The 26,232-nt window shown below is 43.3% G+C and carries 19 protein-coding genes and 1 pseudogene; 11 read left to right on the top strand and 9 right to left on the bottom strand.

Annotated elements, in window-relative coordinates; translation table 11 throughout:
* Positions 1-196 precede the first annotated feature (196 nt).
* Entirely contained in the window at positions 197-4,894 is a 4,698-nt protein-coding gene (locus PN466_RS23200) for a hypothetical protein (RefSeq protein ID WP_271944456.1), read from the bottom strand.
* A 59-nt stretch (positions 4,895-4,953) separates the two neighbouring features.
* The gene (locus tag PN466_RS23205; RefSeq protein ID WP_271944458.1) at positions 4,954-7,422 is read right to left on the bottom strand and encodes an MAC/perforin domain-containing protein; all 2,469 of its coding nucleotides are present in this window, start codon (positions 7,420-7,422) and stop codon (positions 4,954-4,956) included.
* A gap of 884 nt (positions 7,423-8,306) precedes the next feature.
* Between PN466_RS23205 and PN466_RS23210 the strand changes: the two genes are divergently transcribed.
* From PN466_RS23210 to PN466_RS26550, 4 genes and pseudogenes are all read left to right on the top strand, one after another.
* The gene (locus tag PN466_RS23210; RefSeq protein WP_271944460.1) at positions 8,307-8,942 is read left to right on the top strand and encodes a MerR family transcriptional regulator; all 636 of its coding nucleotides are present in this window, start codon (positions 8,307-8,309) and stop codon (positions 8,940-8,942) included.
* A gap of 20 nt (positions 8,943-8,962) precedes the next feature.
* Entirely contained in the window at positions 8,963-10,771 is a 1,809-nt protein-coding gene (locus tag PN466_RS23215; RefSeq protein WP_271944462.1) for a macro domain-containing protein, read from the top strand.
* Between the two features lie 218 nt (positions 10,772-10,989).
* Complete coding sequence (locus PN466_RS23220) at positions 10,990-11,388, top strand: Uma2 family endonuclease (RefSeq protein WP_271944464.1); 399 nt, start codon at positions 10,990-10,992, stop codon at positions 11,386-11,388.
* A gap of 202 nt (positions 11,389-11,590) precedes the next feature.
* Positions 11,591-11,698: pseudogene (locus tag PN466_RS26550) on the top strand (Uma2 family endonuclease); the annotation flags it as partial.
* A 509-nt stretch (positions 11,699-12,207) separates the two neighbouring features.
* Here the strand turns inward: PN466_RS26550 and PN466_RS23225 are convergent.
* The gene (locus PN466_RS23225) at positions 12,208-12,501 is read right to left on the bottom strand and encodes a hypothetical protein (RefSeq protein ID WP_271944466.1); all 294 of its coding nucleotides are present in this window, start codon (positions 12,499-12,501) and stop codon (positions 12,208-12,210) included.
* 57 nt (positions 12,502-12,558) lie between these two features.
* Positions 12,559-13,017, bottom strand: a complete 459-nt coding sequence (locus PN466_RS23230; protein WP_271944468.1) for a hypothetical protein — start codon at positions 13,015-13,017, stop codon at positions 12,559-12,561.
* A gap of 219 nt (positions 13,018-13,236) precedes the next feature.
* On the opposite strand from PN466_RS23230, the gene PN466_RS23235 reads away from it, so the two are divergent.
* Entirely contained in the window at positions 13,237-15,027 is a 1,791-nt protein-coding gene (locus tag PN466_RS23235) for a DUF262 domain-containing protein (RefSeq protein ID WP_271944470.1), read from the top strand.
* 136 nt (positions 15,028-15,163) lie between these two features.
* Here the strand turns inward: PN466_RS23235 and rfbB are convergent, their stop codons facing one another.
* Both rfbB and PN466_RS23245 read right to left on the bottom strand, forming a co-directional pair.
* Positions 15,164-16,237, bottom strand: coding sequence for a dTDP-glucose 4,6-dehydratase (gene rfbB, locus PN466_RS23240; RefSeq protein WP_271944472.1), 1,074 nt, complete (start codon positions 16,235-16,237; stop codon positions 15,164-15,166).
* Positions 16,238-16,420: 183 nt separating this feature from the next.
* Positions 16,421-17,485 (bottom strand): bifunctional heptose 7-phosphate kinase/heptose 1-phosphate adenyltransferase, encoded by a 1,065-nt coding sequence (locus tag PN466_RS23245; protein ID WP_271944474.1) that lies wholly within the window; start codon positions 17,483-17,485, stop codon positions 16,421-16,423.
* A 244-nt stretch (positions 17,486-17,729) separates the two neighbouring features.
* Between PN466_RS23245 and PN466_RS23250 the strand changes: the two genes are divergently transcribed.
* The gene (locus PN466_RS23250; protein WP_271944476.1) at positions 17,730-18,830 is read left to right on the top strand and encodes a peptidylprolyl isomerase; all 1,101 of its coding nucleotides are present in this window, start codon (positions 17,730-17,732) and stop codon (positions 18,828-18,830) included.
* A gap of 37 nt (positions 18,831-18,867) precedes the next feature.
* Here the strand turns inward: PN466_RS23250 and PN466_RS23255 are convergent, their stop codons facing one another.
* The gene (locus PN466_RS23255; RefSeq protein WP_271944531.1) at positions 18,868-19,704 is read right to left on the bottom strand and encodes a prephenate/arogenate dehydrogenase; all 837 of its coding nucleotides are present in this window, start codon (positions 19,702-19,704) and stop codon (positions 18,868-18,870) included.
* A 79-nt stretch (positions 19,705-19,783) separates the two neighbouring features.
* Here PN466_RS23255 and PN466_RS23260 point away from each other — a divergent pair, with 79 nt between their 5' ends.
* Complete coding sequence (locus PN466_RS23260) at positions 19,784-21,361, top strand: pentapeptide repeat-containing protein (RefSeq protein WP_271944478.1); 1,578 nt, start codon at positions 19,784-19,786, stop codon at positions 21,359-21,361.
* 1 nt (position 21,362) lies between these two features.
* Positions 21,363-21,713, top strand: a complete 351-nt coding sequence (locus PN466_RS23265; RefSeq protein WP_271944479.1) for a translation initiation factor — start codon at positions 21,363-21,365, stop codon at positions 21,711-21,713.
* Here the strand turns inward: PN466_RS23265 and PN466_RS23270 are convergent.
* A complete protein-coding gene (locus PN466_RS23270) occupies positions 21,694-22,383 on the bottom strand; it encodes a HEAT repeat domain-containing protein (RefSeq protein WP_271944481.1) in 690 nt (229 codons plus the stop codon). The two genes, PN466_RS23265 and PN466_RS23270, sit on opposite strands and share 20 nt — an antisense overlap.
* A 264-nt stretch (positions 22,384-22,647) precedes the next feature.
* Here PN466_RS23270 and PN466_RS23275 point away from each other — a divergent pair, with 264 nt between their 5' ends.
* The 3 genes from PN466_RS23275 (at position 22,648) to PN466_RS23285 (ending at position 24,302) form a co-directional block, all read left to right on the top strand.
* Entirely contained in the window at positions 22,648-23,214 is a 567-nt protein-coding gene (locus tag PN466_RS23275) for a DUF3011 domain-containing protein (RefSeq protein ID WP_271944483.1), read from the top strand.
* A 12-nt stretch (positions 23,215-23,226) separates the two neighbouring features.
* Positions 23,227-23,916, top strand: coding sequence for a 5'/3'-nucleotidase SurE (gene surE, locus PN466_RS23280; RefSeq protein WP_271944534.1), 690 nt, complete (start codon positions 23,227-23,229; stop codon positions 23,914-23,916).
* A gap of 185 nt (positions 23,917-24,101) precedes the next feature.
* Positions 24,102-24,302 (top strand): hypothetical protein, encoded by a 201-nt coding sequence (locus tag PN466_RS23285; protein ID WP_271944485.1) that lies wholly within the window; start codon positions 24,102-24,104, stop codon positions 24,300-24,302.
* Here PN466_RS23285 and PN466_RS23290 read toward each other — a convergent pair.
* Positions 24,292-26,220, bottom strand: a complete 1,929-nt coding sequence (locus tag PN466_RS23290) for a tetratricopeptide repeat protein (RefSeq protein WP_271944487.1) — start codon at positions 26,218-26,220, stop codon at positions 24,292-24,294. The genes PN466_RS23285 and PN466_RS23290 overlap by 11 nt on opposite strands.
* Positions 26,221-26,232 lie beyond the last annotated feature (12 nt).

The following is a 26,232-nucleotide window of genomic DNA, read 5'->3' on the forward strand; positions in this document are numbered from 1 at the left end:
CTCTGTACTCTGAAGATGGGTTGGCCAAAGGGCTGACCCATTTTTTCATGGATAGCTCTTCGCCCTAGATGCGGGGATGGACAATGGGGAAGCAGGGGGTTTTCAAAGTCATTTTTTCAGATCGGTCCAAGTCTGATTAGGAGACACTTTTATACTTTTTTTCAAAAGTTGACCCCTAATCATAAGAAAAATAGCCTTAAATTTTTTTCCGCAATTTTTCAATTTCTTGTTCCTTCGTCAGTTTTTTCCAAGACGCTGGGATATTCGGTTCCTTGGCACCATATAGATCGGCGAGTTCAGCGGAAAATGTCGCCATAAACCACTTCCAGTAGCTATCCGCTTCTAGGGAAAGATCGCCATTAATTTTCCAGGAAGCATAGTAGTCGTTGACTGTCCGATAATCCTTGTAGGGGACATATCGTTCATCTCCATATTTTGCTCGGGTAGCATCATCTTGGAATCTTCCATCACTTGCTACAACTTGAGAGCAAGTTTCAATAACAAGCTTTCCTTGGTCAGGCCCACTTTCTCGATAATAGCCCCCTACTCCTTTTGGTCGATGAAAGGGAGTTTCATGATCTATATCATGGCCGTCCACACCATGAATACAAATTGCTCCACAGAATGGACAAGACTCAACGCAGCCAATAATACCCTTGAATAGTTTGTTTGTCACCTTACCTCGAAACGATTGATCATTGAACGACTTAAACCCGAGCAACATCTCGTTAAAAATCGAGTTTAGAACATTTGGCGATTGCCATATATCCTTTTCTTCTTGTTGAGTATCCGAACTGAAAGTCTGAGACATTTCACTTATTAGATCCAGTTGCCGATTCTTTAATTCCTGAATCAGTTCCTCCTTGAGAGCCTCAAAATCAAATCCGTCAATTTCCTCCACTTCACAAACCTGCTTAATTGCTTTCTGAATTTCGTTGACAATAATATGCTCTTTGACGAATTCACAAAATTTATCAACCCAATCTACAATAGATAGCGAATTCTCTGATGTTGCGGACTCAATATATTGATGGGTCTGTTTTACGATTTCTGCAACTTGATTTAATTTGATTTTAATTTCATCCTCTAAAATCTTTTCAATGTGATTGTCTTTCTTGAAATCATCAACATCCCGAGCAATCCAATACTTGATACTATATTCAGGAGAGTGAATATAGTCATAGTACAAATCAAAAGACTCTTTCTCCGCTAAAGATATCAGAACGCTGTTAATCAAAGACTGTTTGTTGTTGAGCTTTTTAGAGTAAGGCGGGATTGCTCGCATTTGCTCTACTACCTTATTGGGCAAATTATCTTCGATCGCGTCCTTGATACCCTCAATGATGTTATCTCGCAATAATTCAACAACGGCAGTTCCAAACTTTACCTTAGCAAAATAAACTTTAAAAAGTTTATACCATTTACTGTCCTTCTCACTTTCCAGCGCTGCTATAGGATTATTCGCTTTTCTGAATTCATCATCTAGCTTTTTCAGTCGTTTAACTGCATTTCCACAAATACATACCGCTAAATCAATTTCTAAGTTGTTAGGCAACTGAACTTTAAATTCAGTTTTAATATCTTTAGCTTTTTTTTCAAACTCCTGATGAAAGTCATTGACGATCGCTTCAATCAAGCTTTTGTGATAGGGCTGCTTGCCCATTGCCTTTTCCTGGTCTAGTAAACTGCTATTTGCTTTTTGAAATAGCTGCTGAACCATCGTTTCGATTTTTGGCTGAATCTTATTATCAGACCCCAATAAATTTTTAAATTCTTTGACCAACCAATCCCACAAACCTTCTGAATCTTTATCGCCATCAACTTTAAAATCATTAAAATCATAGTCTTCCAGAGACTTGGGACCAAGTTTTTCTGCGATCCATTTTTCTCGATCTGAATACTTATCATAGAGAACTGCTTCTGCTTCAGTTCCGATATTTGCTGGAGGTTCTTCCTGCCAATCCTGTTTTAACTCACCCATCCACTTTGTCCAGTTGTGTTCAAACAAGTTTCGCAACTCAGTGTCAGAGTAATTGGCTATCTCCTCATACTTTCCGTCCTTTTTCTGCTCTTGGACAAACTGCTTGAGTTCGTCGGACATCCGAGTTTCATACTGACTCGTCTCTATGTCTACATTTAGCTTCAGCTTTTGGGTTTGGTAATAACTACGGATTGCTTTCTCGGCTTCATTTTTTAACTCTGCCCGTAAATCCTTAAGTCTAGCCTCAGTATTTGCCTTCCACTGCTCCATGTACTCTTGGTACATTCCTTTGGCCGACTCCTCAAAAAACTCAGCCATCAATTTTTGTTTATCCGAAAATATTTCAGCAAAATCTCGGTTGAAATCTTGTTTAACCCTGTTATAAGTGTTTTCTAATGTTTCTCGATCAGTACAGTTAAAAATCTGGATTCTCGCTTTTGATTGTAATTCAGAAACTTCTTGACTAAATTCATTCGTAATCTCATTCCAACGCCGATCTAATGTCTTGCGAGCCTGACTTTCAATTGTGTTTCTGAACTCGTAGACAAAATCATCTTTTTTCACCGCATCCCAAAGGTTTCCCAGGTGTTTGCTAAAGCCCTCCGCAGAAAATATATCTTCTGAAGTTATTTCTGAACCAAGAATTTCCTCTTTCAGCTTATTCACCCCTGTACTGTATCCAGGACTCACCGGAGCCATTGGGCCATTTCCTTCCTGTAAACCAGGCAAGTATTTAATATCTTGGTTAGCTTTAAACTGAATAATGTCTTGGAACAGCTTTACAGGTTGCCCTTCCGATTCACAGGCTATTTTTGTGTATTTATCCAGTTCGCCTTCCAGAACTCGACGTTGCGTCATTAATTTATCTTCTGACGGCGGATCGACATTTTGGTGAATCACTTTACATTGAGGAGCTAAACCCACTTCCTCCATCCGCAAGAAAGCCTGAACGGAGATGGGCAAAATTTCTTGCAAATAAGTGTTATTTTCTCCCATCATATTAATTAAGGTCAGATTCCCCAACCCAATCACAAAGGTGGAAAGTTCGTTGTCATGGCTGCGAGTTGACTTGGAGGAAAGCTCTGGTGCTTTCAAGCCTTCTGTATCTACTACAAAAATATAGTCAACTTTGAGTTGTTCCCGTAGTTTTTCTTCTAGCTTTACTGGCTGAAAATAAACCCCACGAGTACAACGCCCAGCACTGACCGCAAATTGCAGCCCAAACATAGTATTGAGCAAAGTCGATTTGCCCGAACTTTGAATCCCCAGAGTTGACAGGACTAAAATGCGCGAATTTTTTTCAGTTTCTGAATCGCGCAGCCGTTGATTGAGTTCTGTCATCACGGCCTGAACCCAGGTAACAGGCACAGAACTCACATCCCCATCCATAATTTCTATGGGATATCCACTCAGTAGTAAATCGACGGCAATTTCTGGCAAGCGGTTGATGTTTGGAATTCTCTTAGACGGGGGAGCGGTCATCACTGCCTCATACATTTGCCCCATCTCGCGCATTAAATGCTCTAAGCCAAAAGACCAATGTAAAATCTGTCGATCCAGTTGTTCTAATTCTTTACCGATCTTCTCTTTATCGTCAGCAGATTTAGCCTTTTCTATTTTGCTCATTTTTTCGCGGTACTGAGCATATAGCTGAGGCAATTCTTGGCGGGAAATCTCATCAAGGCCCTGTTTCAGCCACCGGACAAAGTATTCCTTCACTGAGCTGGGTTCGTTGGACAATGCGCTCAAAAACAACTCCATCACTGGAGAAAGGTTATTTTTAACAATCTCGAATTGCTTCTCCCGACATTCTTGCTTACGCTCTTCTTGCTGTTCTACATAAGCACTGGTTTCTAGATTTGAAGGCTTGTATTTACGCCGATACACTTCTTTTTCCGCTTCCGACCACTCTTTCCAAAGTTGTCTTTGCAGGGGCAGGAATTCCTGTTTGCGCTGATATTTTTCACAAGCTTGAATCTTCCGCAAGATCGCATTCGCCTGCTGAATTCCCTTTTGGCAATCCGGTTCTAGCTCATCGACTGTCATTCCTGTTTGTTGTCGAGTCACTGCCTCTAGACTGACTTTAGGAAGATCGAAAAAGCCCATTTCTTCTCGTTTCAAAGTTTTCTGAAGCCAGTCAGTCATCTCTGGCAATGTTTGGCCTGCGACAGACTTAATTGCCCATTTAGCAATCCGCGCCTCGAATTCTGTATAAAAACGTTTGAACGATTGTTTATCCTCATCGCTCAGTTCTCGATCCGTCAGCAGAATCATTACTTTTTTCTGATTCGCCAGAATTTCTCTCACTATGTCAGCTCCTGTTTCTGCCAACTCTTTAGCTGAGGAAAAAATCACCACTACCGATGAGAGTTGGGTGATAAATTTTAACTGCTGGGGATATTGACGCGCATCGCCTCGAAGGTTGGCAAAAGAAATGATATCCTCAAACTTATCCTCGGCATCACCCTTGGGCAAATACCATGCCAACTCCACCATTCCTGCTGCCAGTTGACGATTTCCGGTAGAGCCTACAGAATTGCGGTGGAAGAAAATGGGGTGGGGGTTTTCGGCTCCACCAATGACTCGATTGAGTAAATCAGACTTGGAGGTTTCCGATCGATCTAAGCGAATAAAGCTCACGGTAGTCACTGGATGCTTGACAATGGAAGTTTCTTGATATTTCCACTCTTGTCGTTGCCGAGTTTTCCAGTTGAGAACTAAAGAGCGCAGTGACCACAGGAATAGTTGTTGCTGTTGTTGCTGATTTTGCGCCTTATCTTGAACGATCAGGGGAATTGCTAATTTACAACCCCAGAGTCTTTGAACCAAATCTTGCCGAATAGTCGGACTACAGCAGAGAAATGTGGATGCAACTACATCGAGAGGATGTATTTTGGGTTTGGGTGAATTCATGTTTACTCTCCAATTCAAAAATCAGGTTTTCTAGCTACACAAGAGCTAAGATCGCTGAGTTACAACCAATCTTCCAGAATTTCGCCATTGTCCTTATGCGGATCTTCCTCTACAATCATCTTTAATTGTCGCGCTTCATAGTTGAATAACAGAAGCTTGCCAATGAAATGTTGAGTTAATTGTTCGGGTTCAGTTAATGTATCCTCCTTCATTGAAGCCTCGGTCACTTGATAAATTTCTTGTCTGTCCAATTTTTCAGGATAATACTGACTCAACCCTAAATGATTGAGCATTTCTTTTAAATCAGGAGAAGGTTCCGAGTGAGTCTTAGGTTGAGGATTTTCCATTGGTTGTTTCTTTCTCAGTACATCATCTAAGCCGACACCTTTAGGTTTCTGCTTGCTTTGAGGCTTGTGTTGAATAATCTCCTTTAATTCCTGGGTAGCCTCTTGGCGTTCACTTAGTGATTGAAAATTGGATTTTTTGATGATCCTATTCACCAATTTAGACTCGATGTTTGGCTTGATGGTTTCTTTAATGAAAAAATCTGCTCTATCTTCTTCTCCGAACTCAATATTCTCAATCAATTTTAGCAGCAGATGAGCCTCTCGCTTCTCCACAGACACTCCTGTCCTTTTGATGTCAAATAGATTTGTTGATTCCTCCTCGATGAGATTTTCTAATTTATGATAATCTTCCGGTTCCAACGATTTTTTGAAAATATTCTTAACTGGATCGTAGGCAAATGGGAACAGCAGCACCAACAGATACAGTTCACTCAGCGGATTTTGCTCTCTCAAGCTAGACCGTAAACTTATGATTTTTTGTTCCAAATCCTCTTCTTCTTTTTCTGGATTAGATTGTCCCAGAGTTAAACGCTCTACAATCTTTGGAGCACGATCTCTCAACTCTTTCAAGGTGTTGAGGGGTTCATCAATACTCAGTATTGGTTTATCTTTTACCCAAGTAAATACATCTTTTAATTTCTCATAAGCCTTCTCTTTTAAATCTCCAGCATCTTGTGGTGTTAGTAATCGTTTTATCCAGTTTTTAGACTCGCGATCCGGTTCTTTGTTCTCTCCAAGATATTGTTGCAGATATTCTTGAAGTTTTGGCTCCGATAGAAACTCTTGTGCCCAATATTTTCCCTGAGAGTTGACGCTTTCAATTTGCTCTCTCATCTTCTCTAGGGTTTTTAAAGGTCGAGTTGTGAAGTCTCGCTTTTCAATCCAGCTAGATATTTGGTATCGTAAGGCATCACGAAAAATATGAATGGCATCACGATCTTCAAACGGCTCGTAACAACCACTAACCTGTATCCATTCTTGATAGAGTCGTTTTACCAGTTGAAATGAATTTTCAAATTCTGTTGCATGATGGTAACCAATAATTTTCCAAACCGCAATGGGTTTCATCTCTCGGTTAATAATCGCTAAGTTTTGGCCATCTCTTAATGTGTTTTTCCACGCTTGTACATTGTCACCCTCTAAGGAATTTCCACCAATAGTCCTGGTTTCCACCCGAACAGTCGAGGCAATTCGTTCTACTGTTGTGGAATTCTCAGATTGATTCTCAGACCACTTTTCTCTGCTTCCATGAATATTAGCTTGGTTTCCTTGTGGTTTTTGGCTGTTGGAATTCTGTGCTTGTTTTGGTTCAGAATTCTGTGCTTGTTTCGGTTCAGAATTTTCAGCTTGTTTCGGTTCGGAATTCTCTGCTTGTTTCCCTGTTTTTGGGCTTGATCCTGAAGTGGGATCTATCCCCATCCATAGCTTGATTTTTTCATCCAATTTATCACTAACAATACGTTTAATTGTATTTGTGTCGATGCTAGAAAAATCCTGGGTATATGAAGATAAAACATAAATGCCACCCAAAGTAATTCTTCCCAACAAAGCATGGGAGCCATATTGGTGAAAAAAGTTTTGGCAAACTTGGCTAATCTCCGGATTGTTAGCATCTCTGGTACTCAACAGCCTGTCAATTTTTTTCAGCTCATCCAAAGCATCATCGTCAAGTTGAATATTGCTTTCTTTTAGAGTGCAAGCATCTACAGGAACGATCGCGAGATGAACTTTTGAATAATAATTAGATTTTGTTTCTGAACTGTTTGATATTTCAGATTTGTTATTGGTTTCGCTGGTGCGGCTAAATCCTCCCCCAATATTAATTTTCGGCAAAAACAATGCAGTGATAATCTGGGTAATATTGATTCCTTCCTGTAAGATACTAGCATCGAGATTACCGCCAAAGCTAAGATTAGCATCTACCCCAATTGTATGCTTATACCCATATATTTCTACCAACTTTATGAATGTTTTCTCATTGTGTTCCAGGGTAAATTCTTCTTCGATATCTAACCCACCGTCATGGGGTTGAACTCGCACGATTGAGTCTTTGACTTTGATTAAATTGTATCGACTTGACATGACCTGTTCATATTGGTCACAACAAAAAATCCCTTGTAATGCTAATCCAGCCGAAGCAGACTGAATAGCTAAATTAGCATTTTGTATTTCTTGGTTCATTATTTCTTAATCCTGTATTAACTATTGACTCAACTCAGATAGATCTTATTTTTTTCAATTTTAATTCTAAGAAGTTAGAGTGATTACCGGCATTTCCTGAGAGATTGCTTCATGAGAGTGCCGATTCATGTGTGAGCCTACATGAATCGGCTAAACTAACGATTAACCTAGCACACAGTTACAGTTCCAATACACTGTGATGTTATAACCCAATGCACCAGCAACTCTTTCAGTCCAGTGATTGCAGTTAAATTTCGTTCCGTATGTACTGCAATCGAATCTTTTGACTGCTGTGTAGACTTCATCTAATGTATGTTCACCTAATGTCAAGCAGTGATACCCGCCAATTTTTTCGCACGCATAGCTTAAGCGTCCTTTGGGTTCCCATTCGTGGACAACCCATTTGTCTGAATTAGGAACATCAACATAAATACAATGGTGTACCCCAAGTCCTAGAGCGGTTTTGACCCGACCAGAGCGGACTTTCACCGTGCCTCTATCCGATCCAGAATAATATGACTCATGGGTGTACTTAGTACCTTGTGGAATACTAGATTTCTCTAAAAAGCTCATTGGCTGTGTGGAAACTGTACTTACTCTTTGATATTACTCAAATCTTCACTCATGCGACAACTAACAAGGAGTAACAAGCGAATGTTTTTTAGGGTAAACATCGGTGCAAGAATAAACATCCGAATGTTCTGCGGAGCAAATCACTGTAAAAACCAATACTTATTTTTCTAAAAAAGGGAGGCCAATCCTTAGTCTTTTCTTGGAGATCGCTGACTGCAATGACAGAAATTTCCGCTTCGCGGAGATGAAGCGTCACTATGACATATATTTTTGTTATTGACACTTTTAATTGTAATTGTTAGACTGGAGCTATGAAAACATTGCAACAGCTTTCACGAGAGCAGCCCCTCTGGTCTCTGGAGGAATTTGCCCAGGTGTTAAATGAGTTGTTGCCTCAATTTTTACCGGATCAGAAATCCCACTCCCGGCGATCGCGTGAAGAGGTCAACCCTCGTTTAGTACGTCATTATGCCAGCCAAGGATTACTGGATGAGCCATTAAAACAGGGGAGGAGAGCCAGCTATACTTACCGCCATCTGTTACAGATGTTGTTAATCAGACGATTACTCAGTGAGGGATTCGGCATTAGTGCCATGCAATCGTTTGTAGTAGCAAAAACAAATACTGAGTTAGAGTCCCTGTTACAGGGAGGAATTCAACTATCCTTAGAACCAGCAAATCCGGCTTTAGCCTTTCTGCAACAAGTGAAAGAGCGATCGCCAGAAGCCTCCCCTCCAAACCAACGGAACCTCAGTCCCCCTAGTCAAAAAATTACACGGGTTTCCGAGGCAACACAATCAGCCCCAGAAGACTGGAAACACCTAGAAATTTTACCGGGTTTAGAAATTCATCTGCGCTCAGATGTCACCTTACCCACCAGCCCCCAAGAGCAGGAAAACCTGGTGCAAGCGATCGCCCAGGCCCTCTTAGCTCTGCGTTACCCCTAATTGCTTTGGAGAGAGTTTTTATGCAACCGGCGATCGAATTTATCCCCCTACGTGCAGCTTTATGCACAGAAATCCCCACCACCTTAGATGTTTTAATCCGCCTTACCCCTCCTGCCCCCCAAGTGACCTCCGAACGGCCCCCCATCAATCTCAGCTTAGTACTAGATCGCTCCGGTTCCATGGCAGATCGGAACAAAATCACCTTCACCAAACAAGCGGCTGCCTATGCCGTCAATCAATTGCAATCGAGCGATCGCGTTAGTGTTGTTACCTTTCAGAGCCACATCAACACCCCCGTTCGCAGTCAACTCGTACAAAACAAACGCTATATCCTGCAACAAATCGAACAAATTAATGTCGGGGGAGGAACAGCCCTTCATGCCGGTTGGATTGAAGGAGGCGTACAGGTCAGTCAACATCTCAAACCCAATTCCCTCAACCGGGTGATTTTGCTCTCAGACGGCATTGCTAACGTGGGCGAAACCAACCCCGATGTGATTTCCACCGATGTCCATGGACTCGCCCAGAGAGGAGTCAGTACAACAACAATGGGCGTGGGCGATGACTATAATGAAAGTCTATTAGAGGCGATCGCTGCCAGTGGAGATGGCAACTATTACTACATCGAAAGTCCCGAACAACTGCCCGACATTTTCGCCATGGAATTGCAAGGCCTGATGGCAACCCTGGGCAAAAACGTCACATTAAGCTTCACTCTCCCCTCCCAAGTACAACTGCTCGATATCTTCAACGACTTTGCAACCCTTCCGAACGGCCAATATCAACTGCCTAACCTCATTGCTGGCAATCCCTTTACCCTTGCCCTGCGGCTCAAAGTTCCCGCCCAAACCCTCCCCTCAATCCTCACCCTGCACCTTTCCTGGGATGATATTGAAACCAGTACACGCCAACAAATCGATCAATCCCTCAGCTTACCCTGGGTTAACCGTCAAAGCTTAAACGAATTTCCCTTTAACCCAGAAGTACAACAAGAAGTTGCAGCTCTCCTCGCCGCTCGTGCCAAAAACGAAGCCGCCGAGCAAGCCAGACTGGGGCAATATGACCTCGCCGAACAAACCATCGCCAAAGGAATGGAACTCATTCAGGCAGCTCCTGCATCCACCGCGATGAATCAAGAATCAGAGTCCTTACAATCCTTAAGTACCAACTTGAAACGGCGGGAATATGAGCAATTTCAAAAGCGCAGTCATTTTGAATCCCATAGTCGCTCTCGGGCGTGGGGACAGTCCCACTATGAAGAATATCAACAAGAGCGCCAAAAGAGAGTAGGGACTTCCGGACAGGGGGCAAAACCCTGGCAACAGATCCAAGGACGAATTAAAGTTGTTAAAGGAGACATTACCCAAATTGCAGTCGATGCCATAGTCAATGCCACCAATCCTCTAATGACCGGCACATTTGGGGTAGATTCCGCCATTCACCGAGCCGCCGGGGCAGAATTACGCCAAGCCTGTAACGCCCTCGTGACCTGTGATGTGGGAGAAGCTAAAATTACTCCCGCCTTTAATCTTCCTGCCCAAGTTATCATTCACACAGTTGGCCCTGGTTGGCAAAACGGACGCGCTCAGGAAGAAGAACTGCTGACTAACTGTTACCGCAATTCTCTCAATTTAGTCGTACAAAAGGGATTAAAAACTGTCTCTTTCCCTTCCATTGCCACTGGTGCGTTAGGATGTCCCCCAGACTGGGCTGCCTCTATCGCCCTACGGACTATTAGCCAAGTCTTGCAACAACAGTCCTCAATCGAGCAAGTCATTATTGTCTGTTGGGACGATCGCAATTACCAGTGTTATCAAGCCATTCTGTAATCTATAGTACTGGGCGCTAGGCAAGAGGGAATAGTGAACACGCGGTTGTTCCTATTCCCTCTTCCTTCTTACTTGTTTATGTCCGCAAAGCAGAAAGCACTATAAAATAGAGCCACAAGCAACGGGTGCCGATCGCAGAAATGATTTTTAAACAGTCTAATGAGCTAAATGAACTCTGCCTTAATGATTTTGAGGGAAAGCTAACCCAGACTATAGTTTTGTCCCCTATTAGTTGGTCAACCTATCAAGCCATGCTTAGGGATATGGGACAAAACCGGACAATTCGCACTGCCTATAGTCAAGGTATTCTCTCCCTAAAAAGTCCTTCTAGAGTGCATGAAAAGATTAATCGCTTATTAGCCGCCATTGTCCAAATCTTAAGCAAAGAACTCCATTGCCAAGGACACAATTTAGGCTTGAAAACCATAGAATGTCCAGACATGGCTCAAGCTATTGATCCAGATAGTGGATTCTATTTCAATTCTTCCGTCCCCGAAACTTCAGAGGGTGGGGAAGAGAAAACCGGACTGCCAGATTTAGTCATTGAAATTGATCTGACCAGTCCCTCAACCCAACGAATGGATATTTATTCTGCTTTAGAGATACCCGAAGTTTAGCGCTATAGCAAACGTCGAGGTTTAGTAATTTGTCAGCATCAGACCTTCGAGTATATCGAATCAGAACTTAGTCACATTTTCCCTAAGGTAACTGCCACTCGATTAAATGATTTTCTTATTTTGCGCCAAACTCAACCTCACAATCGAGTGATTCGAGCCGTGCAAAACTGGAGTTGGAAATTGGAGCAACGAAAATGACTCTGAAGACTTAGGAGAAAAGAAATACATCTACGCTCAATCTGGCATTCAAGAATACTGGATTTCCAATCTCCAAAATCAGCAATTGTATGTCTTTTTCAACTTAGCGTAAGGTGATTATAAAACCACCTTGAAATTCGATCAGGGAACCGTTTCACTCCAATGTTTTCCAGACATTTCCATTGATATTCGATGACTTTTGAGTTAAATCAGCTACGGTTCGGTTGTTCTTGGAGTATTTTCCTGGACAAAAATAGCTAATACCATTTCTCTTTAAGTTTGCAACTAATGATTTCTATTGAGGCAATTGTCTGAGAGTATTCATTAAGCGTAATATCATGGAGAAATGGGATAACCCTCTTCTATCAAACTGGGAAAACACTTGTCTTGACTGAATTCTAGAACTCTTACAGTATCGGCGATCGCGACAGTTTTTCCTAACAGAAACTCGAAAATCCAGTCAGATCAGTACATGTCTCTCTCCATAAGGGATACAGCGATCGCGATTTCCGAAAGTGATAGAAGAGGGATAACTCCTGCCAGTTTCAGTTGGTCAGGCACATCGAATTTTGTTGACACACCCCTGAGTTTAGCTGAGGCAAGTTTCTCCAGTCTATGTAATCAATCATTCTCCAACAAGTTTAGATATTCAGGGATACTAAAAGATTTGTTACCATTCATCCACGCTTTCCTAAATGCATTGTAAACCCGATCTCTTGTGATCTCATCTTTAAAATTATCCAACATTTCGATTTCATTTACTTCCGTGCATTCACTGGATTCATCTACACCCACACCTCTTATGCGCCGAGCATGGATTGCATAAGTTCCACCTTCATAAAGTGAAAAACCTCTATAAACACAATCGAATCGGTTCAAATTAAAAAGATCTTGATCTTGATTTTCTAAAATCATTTTATTCTCCTCTCTTTTTGATACTGTACTTATAATATCCCATTGGTATTATTTAGTTTAGACAATATCCGATAAATCGACCTTGGTATGGTTGTTGAGTTTCAAAATTTTATCGTCTTCTACGCGATGGAGGGAATAGTAAGACTCACCATCTAATGTAACTTCTACGATTTTTGTTTCGATACCTTTCTGACGATAGGGTTCAATCGAATCTTCTACCAGTTGACGGTCTTTGACCACTTTCAATTCATTATTGTCTAAAACTCGTTCAATGGCGCTTTTATATTCTAGACCGCAGATATAATTAAGTCCCGAAACTACGACATCTAAATCACATCCAGCATCAAGGAGTTTGGCTAAGTTTCTTTTCTTTAGGGCTTTCCTGAGTTCACGCAATTCTTCTTCAATTCTTTGGGTCTGATTTTCTAATAAAACCCAATAGGCTTCATCCTTGAGAGAAACTGGAGATTTTCCCGCTTTTTGATTCCATAAGGCGATTCTTTCGTAGGGAGTCATGGGTGTTATCTAGAGATACTGTTGTGGATCGTCATGTTATGCACTTTCCCTAAATCCCTCTGCCACTCCGAGAGGGACTTTTCCCTCATCTCCAAATAGAGAAGGGGTGAGGAAATGAGATTTAAAATCCACAAATAGTGTACTATCAGTATAGTAGCTTAACTTTGTGAATTAAGCTACTATACACATTTGACTCAACCGACTCACCCTTCGTAGCATATGTCATCAACTCCTACCATTGAATCAAGTAACTTGAGTATCAAACAATTATTTGATGCTTTCTACAGTGTCCCCGATTTTCAACGGGAATATGTTTGGCAGGAAAATGAGGTTCAAAAATTACTTCAAGATTTGTTTGAAGGATTAGGTTTAGAAGAAGGAGAAAGTAATAAGCTTGAGTATTTCTTAGGATCGATTGTTGTCTATCCAGATTATACAGATGATATCCCCACTTTTCAACTCATTGATGGTCAACAAAGATTAACAACTATCTATCTTATATTTTGTGTTCTTAGGGATTGCATTCAAGAATTTGGTAGCAGTTCAAAATCCATAGAAAGCTATTTGCAAGGGACAACTCAGAATATGGATACCGGTGAGGATGTTGATAGACCTCGATTATGCCTTCAATATGATACACATGGTAAGAAAGTTCTAGATGAATATCTACTACATAGTCGAGTCCCAGAGAAAGAACTATTGAAATCTTCAGCCTCTGCAAATAACATATTCAAAGCCTGGAAACTGATTAACAATTTCTTCTCTGAACACTTGGAGAAAGAACTTACAATTTACAGAAAAGCATCTACAGCTATTGCTAACAAGACAAAGTTAATAAGAATAGAGACTCCTGATTTAAAAAATGCATTGAAGGTTTTTGAGACAATTAATGATAGGGGTGTTGGCTTAACGCCTGTTGATTTACTAAAAAATTATCTCTTCATTCATACCTCTCGTGAAATAGATAGAAATCGTCATTGGCAAACTTTGACAAATAAGTGGGAAGAGTTTCTCAAAAAAATCTATCAAAGCAAGCAAAAACCATTGACTTTTTTGCGTTATTATTTAATGGCTAGTTATGACGTAGAATTATCCAACAGTTTTCCAGAAGAAGAGATTTATGAATGGTTTTTAAAGCATGGTACAACTGAAGGTATTGATCGAGATCCGATCAAGTTTCTTGACGATTTAATTCTAGCAGCAGATCACTATGGTAAATTAACTCAAGGCAAAAATCCTGATGGCTCAGATAATATACATCTCAAAGGGATTTCTAAAATACAAGGTAGATTCAAATCTCACTTGGTGTTATCCTTAGCAGGCCGCTTTCTAGAAAAATCAATTTTTGAAAAATTTTCATACTATATTGAAAATCTATCTTTTGTTATTTCTGTCACTAAAAAAACCAGGCAAAAAGATTTTAATATCACTAGGCAGTTTGCTTATTGGTCAAAGAAAGTTAGGACAATAAAGAATTATGATGATATGGATGATTTTGTAGAAGAAAACATTGTCCCTCAGTTACAGGAAGTCAAAGAAGAATTTTATCACTGTCTAATACAAATGTCTCAAAAGAGCTTGGCAATATATCGACTACGATATCTATTAGCCAAAATAGCTCAATACGTTGAAAAGCAAACTTATGGACATTCTGAATCTCTGGATTTTTACTTGGATAAACAAATTACTATAGAACATATATTACCTCAGTCTACCAAACTCTCTTCTGTTCATAAGCTAGGTAATTTAACTTTGCTAGAAAAAACGATTAATAGTTCAGTTTCTAACAAGTCGTATCAAGAAAAACTACTAGGATATAGAAATTCTAGAATAGTAATAACTCGTTCCTTAGCAGAGAAACTTAATGTAGGTCATGATACTCAGATCAACCGTGCATTAGAAGATTTACGTTTAACAGAGTTTAGATTATGGAATGATGAATCTATTGAAAAGCGTCAGAAAATACTAGCTGACATTGCCATGAAAGTCTGGGGATTAGATAATCTTTAAGAATACCATGGCTTTTTTATGCCCTCTCCCTTTCATGTCCCTTCATATCCCAAAGTGAAAGGAAAATCTCTCTGCAACGAGAGAGAGGCTTTTCCCTCTTCTCCTGTGGGAGAAGGGGCTAGAGGATAAGGGGAGATTACCCTTCGTAAACTTTGCGGTAATAGTCCTGATATTCTTGGGATAAGAGAGGCTGCCACCACTCTTGATTGTCTAAGTACCATTTTAGGGTTTGACGCAATCCTTCCTCGACGGTAACGGAGGGTTGCCAACCGAGTTCGGTTTTAATTTTAGTGGCATCGATCGCGTAGCGGCGATCGTGGCCGAGTCTATCTTTAACAAAGGTAATCAGGTTGCGACAGGGACGAACGGGAAACTGGGGCGCGAGTTCATCCATGACATCACATAAAATGGTCACCAAGTCAATATTTTTGACTTCATTATTCCCCCCCACATTGTACGTTTCTCCTGGTTTCCCTTGATGAATAACCACATCTAAGGCACTGCAATGGTCAATCACATAGAGCCAGTCTCGGATATTTTGCCCATCGCCATAAACGGGTAGATTTTTGCCGATTAAAGTATTGATCGCCATTAAGGGAATCAGTTTTTCTGGGAACTGATAGGGCCCATAATTATTGGAGCAATTGGTAATAATAGTCGGTAAATTATAGGTATGATAATAGGCACGAACTAAGTGATCGCTCCCTGCTTTCGAGGCAGAATAGGGACTGTTGGGAGCATAGGGCGTGGTTTCTTGAAACGCTGGATCGTTGGGCCCCAAAGAACCGTAGACTTCATCCGTAGAGACGTGCAAAAATAGCCCTTTTTGGTCAGGTAGGGTAGGATAATGCTGGCGGAAGGCTTCTAGGAGGGTAAAGGTGCCGATGACATTGGTTTGCACAAACGCCCCTGGGCCAAGGATGGAGCGGTCTACATGGGATTCGGCGGCAAAATGGGCAACGGTATCAATGCTCTCTTCGGCTAAGAGTTGGTCAATCAGGGAGCGATCGCCGATATCCCCTTGTACAAATCGAAACTGAGGATGCTCCTTAACTGGCTCTAAATTCGCCAAATTCCCCGCATAGGTAAGTGCATCTAATACAACTATGTGGTCTTCCGGGTAGCGATCGCACCAATATTGGACAAAATTCGAGCCAATAAACCCCGCACCACCAGTGACCAAAAGACGACGAGGATTACGATTTTCCATACGATTGAATATCCTTAAATTTACCGCTTATATGGGGCACATTGGGGCGGATTTATCTCTAGTTTCCAGGATAACGCTTTTAACAATTGGCTCTAAGCCCCTTGCCCCGTTGCCGGTTACCTAGATCTGGGACAACCCGCCCCTACACCCCCGATCACTATAGCAACCACAGGGATCTATTCCCTATTCCCTATCAGCCGCTTCATTGTCCAGCATATCCGCTAAAGCCTGTTTCATCTCTTCACCCTGAGTAGTTGCTGTTCCAAACTGGCGCACGACCAAAGAAGCCGCCAAATTACCCAAAACCGTTGCCTCCCAGAACGAAGCGCCCACACACAACGCCAAAGATACGGCTGCAATTACCGTATCCCCAGCCCCAGTTACATCAAACACCTGGCGACGATTAAACGCGGGAATATGAACCATCGGTTTTTGGGGCGTAAACAAGCTCATCCCCTCATCCCCGCGAGTAATCAGCATATGACTAGCCTGAGTTATTTTTAACAAATCTTCCCCCGCTTGGATTAATCGCTCATGAGAATTAATCGCATAACCCACCGCCTGTTCTGCCTCTGGTAAATTGGGAGTAAACAAGGTCACGCCCTGGTAGCGTGGCAAATCCTTCTGTGCATCCACCATCACCCGCTGGTGGCCTAACACGGCTGGAATTACAGGAGAGAGCGTCCCATCAGGTTGAGTCCGAAAGACTCCATCGCCATAGTCCGAACAAATCACCCCATCGACTTGGTCTAACTGAGATTGGATATACTGAGCTAATGCTTGTTGTAAAGGCAAGTCTAGCAACCGATCCGATTTGCGATCGATGCGCACAATTTGCTGCGTTACAGACTGACGAGCATGGCCAGAAATGCGAGTTTTGGTCACCGTTGGCCGGGTTTCATCGACTAAAATTCCTTGGGTATTAATGCCCGCCTCCTCAAAAATCCCCCGTAGGGCCTGGCCTTGGTCATCTTTCCCCACGATACCCACTGCCTTAACTTGACCCCCCAATTTCGCCAAATTATAGACGGCGTTGGCTCCCCCTCCAGGAATTTGGCGGGTTTCCTCATGGCGCAAAATCACCACAGGGGCTTCTCTCGAGAGCCGTTCTACTTGACCCGTGAGAAATTCATCTAGGGTCAAATCACCAACAACTAGCACTTTCGCTTGGCTGAAGCGATCAATAAGATCGGTTAAACGGGTTTGGCTCTGTTTGAATTGCCTAATGAGGTCGGCGGGTAAGGTCATATCAATAGGGGTTGAACGTTCAACCTTACATTACTCTACGATCGCCTCGGCAAACTCCCGTAACTCGGCGATCGGGGTAACTGGGGACATCTTTTGACGCATTTTTAATTTTTAATTTTTATATTGATCTGGGGCTTTGTTGTAGACTCTGATCGTACACAGCCCAAGTTCTCGATCAAAAGCTTGAGGGTGAACCCAGAGCTGATAATTGTGACGCGATCGCCATAAGATAGATAAAATTTCCATGATCCATATCCTAAAGTCCTTATTCAAGACCACCTTGCTGTTTTTCCTCGTCCTAACCTGTTGGGTAGGACTGAGTACCCCTACCCAAGCGGCTCCTGACCGAGAAAGTCGCCTCCCTGGAGGAGATGCCATTACCGAGGGCGATGCCATTCTGCGCTATGCTCTGCCCATTGATAATGACACCATTTTCAAGATCCAAGGGGATATTGAATCGATTATTGCTCCGATTCGGGGAAGACGCTGGAGTGCAGCAACTTCTAGCCTCAGTGAAGCCAACTTTTTGTTATCTACCCGTAGGGAAAAGATTTTAGCCAGCATTGCCGAAGATCGCCGCTCTGAAGCTCAAGAAGCTCTAGAACAATTGAGCACCGACCTCAATATCCTTCGGGAGCAAGTCGCGGAACAAGACAAAACCGCCGCCTTTGAGACCCAAAAAAGTTGCCTCTCTGAGGTGGAAACTCTAGAAAATCTGATGGTGCAAGGGTTTCCCTATGAAGTCCCCTCTGAATATAGTGCCCTACCTCAATTGAAAGGACGAGCAACGGTAGAAATTGAAACTAAAAAAGGAAGCTTAACGGTTGTCGTTGATGGTTATAATGCGCCGGTAACGGCTGGAAACTTTGTGGATCTAGTGTCTAGGGGATTTTATGATGGTTTACCCATTACCCGGGCGGACGAATTCTATGTGTTGCAACTTGGCGATCCTCCTGGCCCAGAAAATGGGTTTGTAGACCCTGCAACCGGAGAGGAACGCACAATTCCTTTAGAAATTAGAGTTAAAAGTGAAGTCGAACCGATTTATGAGTTTACGTTAGAAGAAATTGGACTCTACCGTGAAGAGCCAGTTTTACCCTTCTCTGCTTATGGAACCCTAGGTATGGCTCGCCCAGATAACGATCCGAATGGAGGTTCGTCTCAGTTTTTCTTCTTCCTCTTTGAACCGGAATTAACCCCTGCGGGCTTAAATCTCTTGGATGGTGAGTATGCAGTATTTGGGTATGTTGTTGACGGTGAGGACGTGTTGCCTGAACTGAAAAAAGGCGATCGCATTACTTCAATGAAAGTGATTAAAGGCATGGAGAATTTCTTACCTGGATAGAGAGATAGGGAGATTCCCTATTCCCCATTCCTCATTCCTACAAAAAACTGGGTCGCTCTTGTTGAGTTTTGTGTAAATACTCATCAATGGCGGCCCAATTTTCGTCTTCAATCCAAGTGAGAACTCGATCTAAATTTTGGCGATAACTTAAGAGAGATGCTCTCAGAGCATCTCGGTTGTATTCTGCCATCATTCGACCTAACTCTGGATTGCCTCCTCCTACCCGACTGGTATCAGCAAAGCCGGAACTGGCGAGTTTTTGGGCTAAATCTCGCACAGTGTCCAAAGATGGATCGCTACAAGTCGTAATTAATCCAGCACTGGCGAAAACGGGTAAATGGGAAATCAAAGCCACTGCGCGATCGTGTTCTTGGGGAGAACAATGATAGACTCTCGATCGCAGCGATCGCACAATTTCCGTCACCTGCCCCAAAGACTCTGGTGGGGTAGTTGGAGTCGGAGTAAGAACATAGGGACGATCTTCAAATAACCCGAACTGGGCTGCTCCTAACCCTTGTTCGGCGGTTCCTGCCATGGGATGACCACCCACAAAATTGGGACAAATTGGGGCAAGGGACTCAACAATTGGCGTTTTAACCGACCCGACATCCGTTACAATTGTGGCCGGAGAGAGCAAAGGAACCAATTGTTGAGCAATCGGTACAATCAGACCGATAGGAGTACAAATAAAAATAATCTCCGCTGGGCTGACTTGGCTCAACTCAACGCTAGCTCGATCCACAACCCCTTGTGCCACGGCTGCCTCACAGGTACGCGGATTACGACTAGTACCCAAAACTTCCCAACCGAGCGATCGCAAAGCTAATCCTAACGACCCACCAATTAACCCTAAACCAATAATGCCTACTTTCATCACCCTAATGCAGCTATCATAACGAATGGGAAACGTATACCAACGCCAGTTTAACTCAACCAATCTCTAGGAAAAAGCCATGGATGAAGAGGAAGTGCTTAATCGGTACGAAACCGGAGAAAGAGATTTCATGGGCATCTTGCTCACGGAAGCGAACCTGAGTGGGGTTAATTTGAGCGATGCCAACTTTAGTGGTGCTAACCTCTGTGTGGCTAACCTCAGTGGCGCTAACCTGCAAAGTGCCGATCTGAGCAAAGCTAAACTGAATGTTGCTCGGCTCAGTGGTTGTAATCTGACCAAAGCCAATTTCAACCGGGCTATCCTTAATGTAGCGAATTTAGTACGTGCCGATCTCAGTGGGGCAAGTTTAGTTCAAGCGGGACTGATTCGAGCCGAACTGATTCGCGCTCAACTGAGTAACGCGAACCTCAGTAGAGCCAACCTAACTGGAGCGGATTTGCGAGAAGCCACCCTACGTCAAGCCAATCTCAGTGGTGCGAATCTGAGTGAAGTAGATTTGCGTGGCACATCCATGATTGCAGCGAATCTCGAAGGGGCAAATCTCCATGGAACTGATCTAGGACGGGCTGATTTAAGTGGTTCAGACTTGCGTGATGCCGATTTACGCCATGCTAACCTTAGCCGGGCGAATTTAAGTGGTGCAAATTTAAGTGGTGCGAATCTGCGCTGGGTGGATTTGAGTGGAACCAATCTCAGTTGGGCTGATTTGAGTGAAGCGAAGTTGAGTGGAACGAATTTAATTGGCGCGGATTTAAGCAATGCGAATTTGGTCAATTCTAGTTTGGTTCATGCAGATTTGACCCAATCGAATTTGATTCAAGTCGAATGGAGTGGTGCAGATTTGAGCGGCGCGACTTTAACCGGGGCCAAGCTTCATGGGGTATCCCGATTTGGTTTAAAAACCGATGGTATGGCCTGCGAATGGGTGGATTTGAGTCCGGATGGAGATCATACCCAGGTTTATCATTTTACGTCTGAAGAATTTAAGCAGTTTTTCAACCCTACTCCGCCTACAGTCAGTATTACGGTAGATGCTCAACTTGACCATGCAGCGAGTTTTGTTTTAGCAGGGTTCTATTATCAGATTGCTGGGCAATATCCGGGGATGAATCATCCTCCAAGCATTAAGGTGGGCTATCGCCGCACTACGTTGATTTTCCGTTTAGATCGGGATGAAGAGCTGTTGCCGATCGCCTATTTGGCCATTTTACCGTTTAAGGATAGTACCGTCACTCAACGCAATATTACGGAAGTCATGGAGATTATCCGTTCTCCAGATATGGAGGATTATTTGACGATTCGAGACCGAAAACGAATTAAGCAAATCAGTAAGTCTCTCAGTCAAGTCATGAGTCGAGTGGTACGGGTGAAAGTAGGTGGCGATCTGCCTAAACCCCCAGGTGCGCAAGAGTTTTTTGCCATGCCAACTCAGGTGAGCTTGACCAATTCGAGCGATCGATCCCTGAATATTTATTATCATCCGTCTTTTGGTAAGCGTTTGGTTGATTCGGCTGCTTATTTTCAGACGAGTGAAACTACTACGATGAAAATGCAACAGTTGTCTGTACCTACGGCGGAAGTAGTAGCGGATTTTATTCGCGGGTTTTATGTTTTGGAGAAGCTAGGGAATAGTTAATATGGCCTCTAAGAGTAAGTCAAAATCGGGCGATCGCTTTGTTTATCAAGAGTTTGGCTATGATGGGGATACCGAGGATCGAGACTCAGTAGAGCTTGATGTCGCGCCTAATCAACAAAATCTTAAGGTAGAAGTATCTCGCAAAGGACGCAAAGGGAAAACCGTTACTGTGGTGCAAGGGTTTCAACATTCCCAGGAAACGTTGTCTGCTCTCTTGAAGCAATTGAAAACTCACTGTGGCGCTGGAGGAACCCTGAAGGAGGCAACTGTAGAAATTCAAGGGGATCATGGACAGAAAGTGATGACTTTCTTATCACAGAAAGGATATAAAGTCAAGCGTTCTGGGGGTTGATTTGGGAAAAGGAAAGATTGTCTAGGGCTAAGGCTGCCGCCTGGGCTACATTGGGGTGGGGGTCTTTGGCAAGGTATTTGAGGGCGGATTGACTTTTACTACAGGGTAAATGGCCTAAGGCTTCCGCTAGACGCTGACGGACGAGCCAATCTTCTGAGCCTGCAAATCTCAAAATGTCGCTAACGGCACTCAGATCTTTAATTTCCCCTAAAGCGGCGATCGCAGCCTGTTGAATGAGCACTTCTGCACTGTCTAAAGCTTGTAATAATACATCATGGGCCCGTTGATCTCGTAGATTACCTAGGGAAACCGCCGCACTAAAACGCACCAACCAATCGGGGTCTTCATAAAAAGCTCGCACTAGAGGTTCAAAGGCCCTTAAATCCCGCAAATAGCCTAAAGCACCAGCAGAATCAGCTCGAATACCATAATCAGGATCGGTTTCTAAAAGATTGACGAGCAGCGAAAAAGATTCTTCTGTGGGCTTAACCCCTAGGGCAAAAATAGCCATAGAGCGCACTTGCTGATTGCGATCTTGAAGTGCTTTTTTTAGCAATGGCATCGCTTTCTTTGGGGAGAAATTGCGTAGTGCCAACAGAGCCAGCTTGCGATCGCGAAGACTATCACTATCGAGTTGGATCTTCAGTTCTTTTAAGCTGGAAGCAGTCATAATCTTCATAATGATAAATTCACTTTAAAGATTAAGCTATCTTAACGGATTATAGCAACCGCTATAGCGCTTTACGCTATACACAACACTTTTCTCTACGATGAAGGACATTAATAATTGTTTTTTATGATCGCTAGAATAGCAGTCTACTCCTTCCCCAATTCCTCAATCATAGCCCAACGCACTGTATTCTCGCCTCTGGCACTCACGGCTCAGAAACCCGTCAACAGTAGAGAATGGTAAAATCAACTCGGATTCTCTATCATGCTGACTAACCCAACTATGCGTCGAGTCCTCCAATCTTGTCTTACAGCGGCTTTATCCTCTAGTGTGATGGTAGGCATAAGCGCCATCAACATGCAACCCGCCACTGCCCAAAGACCCCCTCAATCTGTACGCTGTGAAAGTCGCGATGCTCAACCGGCTAACTGCCCCGTCGATACTCGTAATGGGGTAACGTTAGTGGAACAATATTCCACCGCCTCTTGCATAGGAAATTGGGGGTTTGGTAATGGATTTGTTTGGGTAAGAAATGGGTGTCGAGCGCGGTTTGAAACCAATTATGCCCAAAACCCTGGGGGCGGCGGTTTTTTTGGTCCTCCAGGAGTGGATTATAACGATCCGGTGCGTCGAGGTTCCCGCGAACGAGTCACAGTTACTTCGGGCATTTACAATAATCAGGGCGATCGCATCCGCACCGTTTATCGAGGCGAACCGATCATTGTTAACTGGAGAAATACTTTTTACTACGGTCGCCAAGAATATGTACGAGTTCGCACCCAAGACGACTTGGTGGGCTGGATGACTGTCGGTGGCAATTATAGACAATAGCTGATAATTTGACTGATGATAATTTTAACCAATGATGATGGGATTGATGCTCCTGGTATCCGTGCCCTCCATAATGCTGTTGAGGGTGAGGGGATTATCGTTGCTCCCACAGTACAGTATTCTGGGTGTAGCCATCAAACGACAACCTATAAACCCCTGAAGATGGAAAAGAGATCGCCAACTGAATATGCTGTTCAAGGCGCTCCTGCCGATTGTACTCGCTTGGCGATCGCTCAATTGCAGCCCCAATTGAATCAGGACATTGATTGGGTTCTCTCTGGGGTGAACGCTGGGGGGAATATGGGGGTGGACGTGTATATGTCTGGAACCGTTGCTGCGGTGCGGGAAGCCGCTTTTCATGGAATTCCTGGTATTGCCATTTCCCACTGGATCAAGCGTCCTTTAGAGATTGACTGGGAACGAACGACGCAATGGACAGCCCATATTTTATCCAAGCTGTTTTCCCATCCTCTGGAGCCGGGATGTTTCTGGAATGTGAATATTCCGCATCTTGAAGCCGGTTCTCCAGAACCAGAAATGGTATTTTGTCCCTTGAGTAAGAAACCGTTACCGCTCCAGTATCGAATCAACGGGGATGAGTATATCTACTGTGGAAATTATGATCGACGCGATCGCACTCCCGGCACGGATGTAGATGTCTGTTTTTCCGGTAAAATTTCTGTGACTCAAGTGCCAATTTGAGATCCCACTCTCTCTTCAAGATTACTTTTGGAGAGGGCGATCGCTTGAATTGACTGGCAGTTTTTACAGGACTTCGTGCGATGAAGGCCGATTAATAGCGAAGTGACATAAGGAAAAAAACGCATCTTCCGGATCGGGGTAATTGTGCCCGTAAAGAGAGTATAGAAGCTTTCTGATGGCATCTAATGCAAACTCTGCTCTCTTTACTGGTTTCCCCCCTGTTCTTGGTGAATACAATCGCCATGACTCCACTCTCTTCGGAGGAAGTATCCACTCTATCGGTTGATACCTCCGAGTCCACAGAAATCCTCTATGGATATAGATACAACCGTCGAGGAGGTGAAACTCCGAGAGGGGGTACAGGAAGACGGCGGATTATGGCTTAACCTCTCCGGAAGAAGGTAATTGATCCAATTGATATGTCGCATCTTCATAGCACCCGACTCTGCCCATACTCGAACAGAGTTGGGCAGTTTTTTGTAGATCTGAAATCGCCTTATCCGTTTGCGTTCGCTTCACATAAGCTAATCCTCGGTCATAATAGGCAAGGGCAAAATCAGACTTGCGTTCGATCGCCCGGGTAAAGTCAGAAATTGCCCCTTGAGTATCCCCTAAATCTAACCGCGTTAAGCCCCGATTATGATACGGAACTGGATCGTCCGGATCGAGGCGAATCGCAATATTGTAATCCTCAATCGCCCCCTGAAAATCTTGTTGTTTCCGCCGGGCTAACCCTCGATTTTGATAGGCCAAACCATCTGTGGGTTCTAAATTAATAGCCTGGGTACAATCGGCGATCGCCCGGTCTTGATCTCCCACATTTGACCAAGATAAACAGCGATTCAAATAGGCTGCACTCAAAGTTGGCTCCAGTTCTAGGGCTTCAGTGTAGTCCAGAATAGCCCCTTTATCATCCCCTAAATCCGACAATACGCTACCCCGATTCACATAAGCCGGGACAAAACTCGGATCGAGGGCAAGGACTTCAGTATAATCAGCTTTGGCTCCTTGGCGATCGCCCAATTCAAATCGAATATTGCCCCGCTGATAATAGGACTCGGTGAGGTTACTCGAGAGCAAAATTGCCTGGGTAAAGTCCTCCAAGGCAGCCTCAAGATTATCTCGATCCTGATAAATCAAAGCACGTTGATAATAAGCCTCTCCCTTTTTTGGGTGTTTGGCGATCGCCTGATTATAGGACTTTAGTGCCTCATCTAGATTCCCTTCTTGGGCATACTTTTGAGCTTCCTTCAGACCATGATGACTCAACCCTGATAAAGAGAAACGACTCGATCCCAAGGCGATCCCCAGTAAAATCAAACTGCCTAAGACCACACTTAAAGGTAATAAATAACGCTTTGCCTGGAACGGATTCAGGGGAGTCACGGAAGTTACCTCCTCATAATCAACTTTAGGTTCCTGGGGTTGTCCTTGGGGAACCAATGGAGGGGTTTCAGAGCGCACTAAAGGTGCACTCACTTTACCCGGTTGCAAATTAGCTAAATCCTCTAAGATACTGGTGGCTAATTGATAGCGTTCTTTTGTATCTGGAGCTACCATTTTATTCAGAATAGAGATCAAGTCTGGATTCGCTTTAACCCCATCCTGCCAATCTTGGGTCGCTTTACCCCTCAATGTGGACAACTCTAAAATACTTTGACCACTGAGTAATTGAATACCAATTATACCTAACGAATAGAGATCGCTATTAAAATGGGCTTGTCCTTGGTCTTGTTCTGGAGACACATAAACCACTGAACCATTTCGTTGAGCTTTCAACAGTTGTTGTTGAGAGCGCATCACTTGAGTGCCAATCTCCTTAAAAATACCAAATCCGGTTAGTACTATGCGATCGTCTGATTTACGGCGAATTAAATTGGAGGGTTTAATAGAGCGATGAATCAATCCACGACTATGGACAAAAGATAAGATTTGTAACACTTCTTCGAGCAAGCCGATCACTTGAGCTTCTGTCCATTGGGGCTGAGATTCCAATTGATCGCGCAAAGAAGTCCCAACAATAAACTCTTCCACTAGATAAAAACTTTGGCTCTCCTCAAAATAATCGAGCAGTTTAGGGATTTGGGGATGAGTACCAAGACTTTTGAGGGCTTCTGCCTTCTTATTAAGTAAAATTAAACTGAATTCTAAGGTTTTGGGATTATTACCAGGAAGCTTTAATTGCTTGACGACACATCGAGGATGGCCTGGAAGATGGGTATCGCCAACCAGGTGAGTTTGACCCAGCTGGTTGGAGCCAAGGGTTTTAATAAATTGATATCGTTGGTTAAGCAGCCGTTCCATGGAGCTTGTTTC

Origin of the sequence: Roseofilum reptotaenium CS-1145, from assembly GCF_028330985.1 — a bacterium.
GTDB classification, from domain to species: domain Bacteria; phylum Cyanobacteriota; class Cyanobacteriia; order Cyanobacteriales; family Desertifilaceae; genus Roseofilum; species Roseofilum reptotaenium.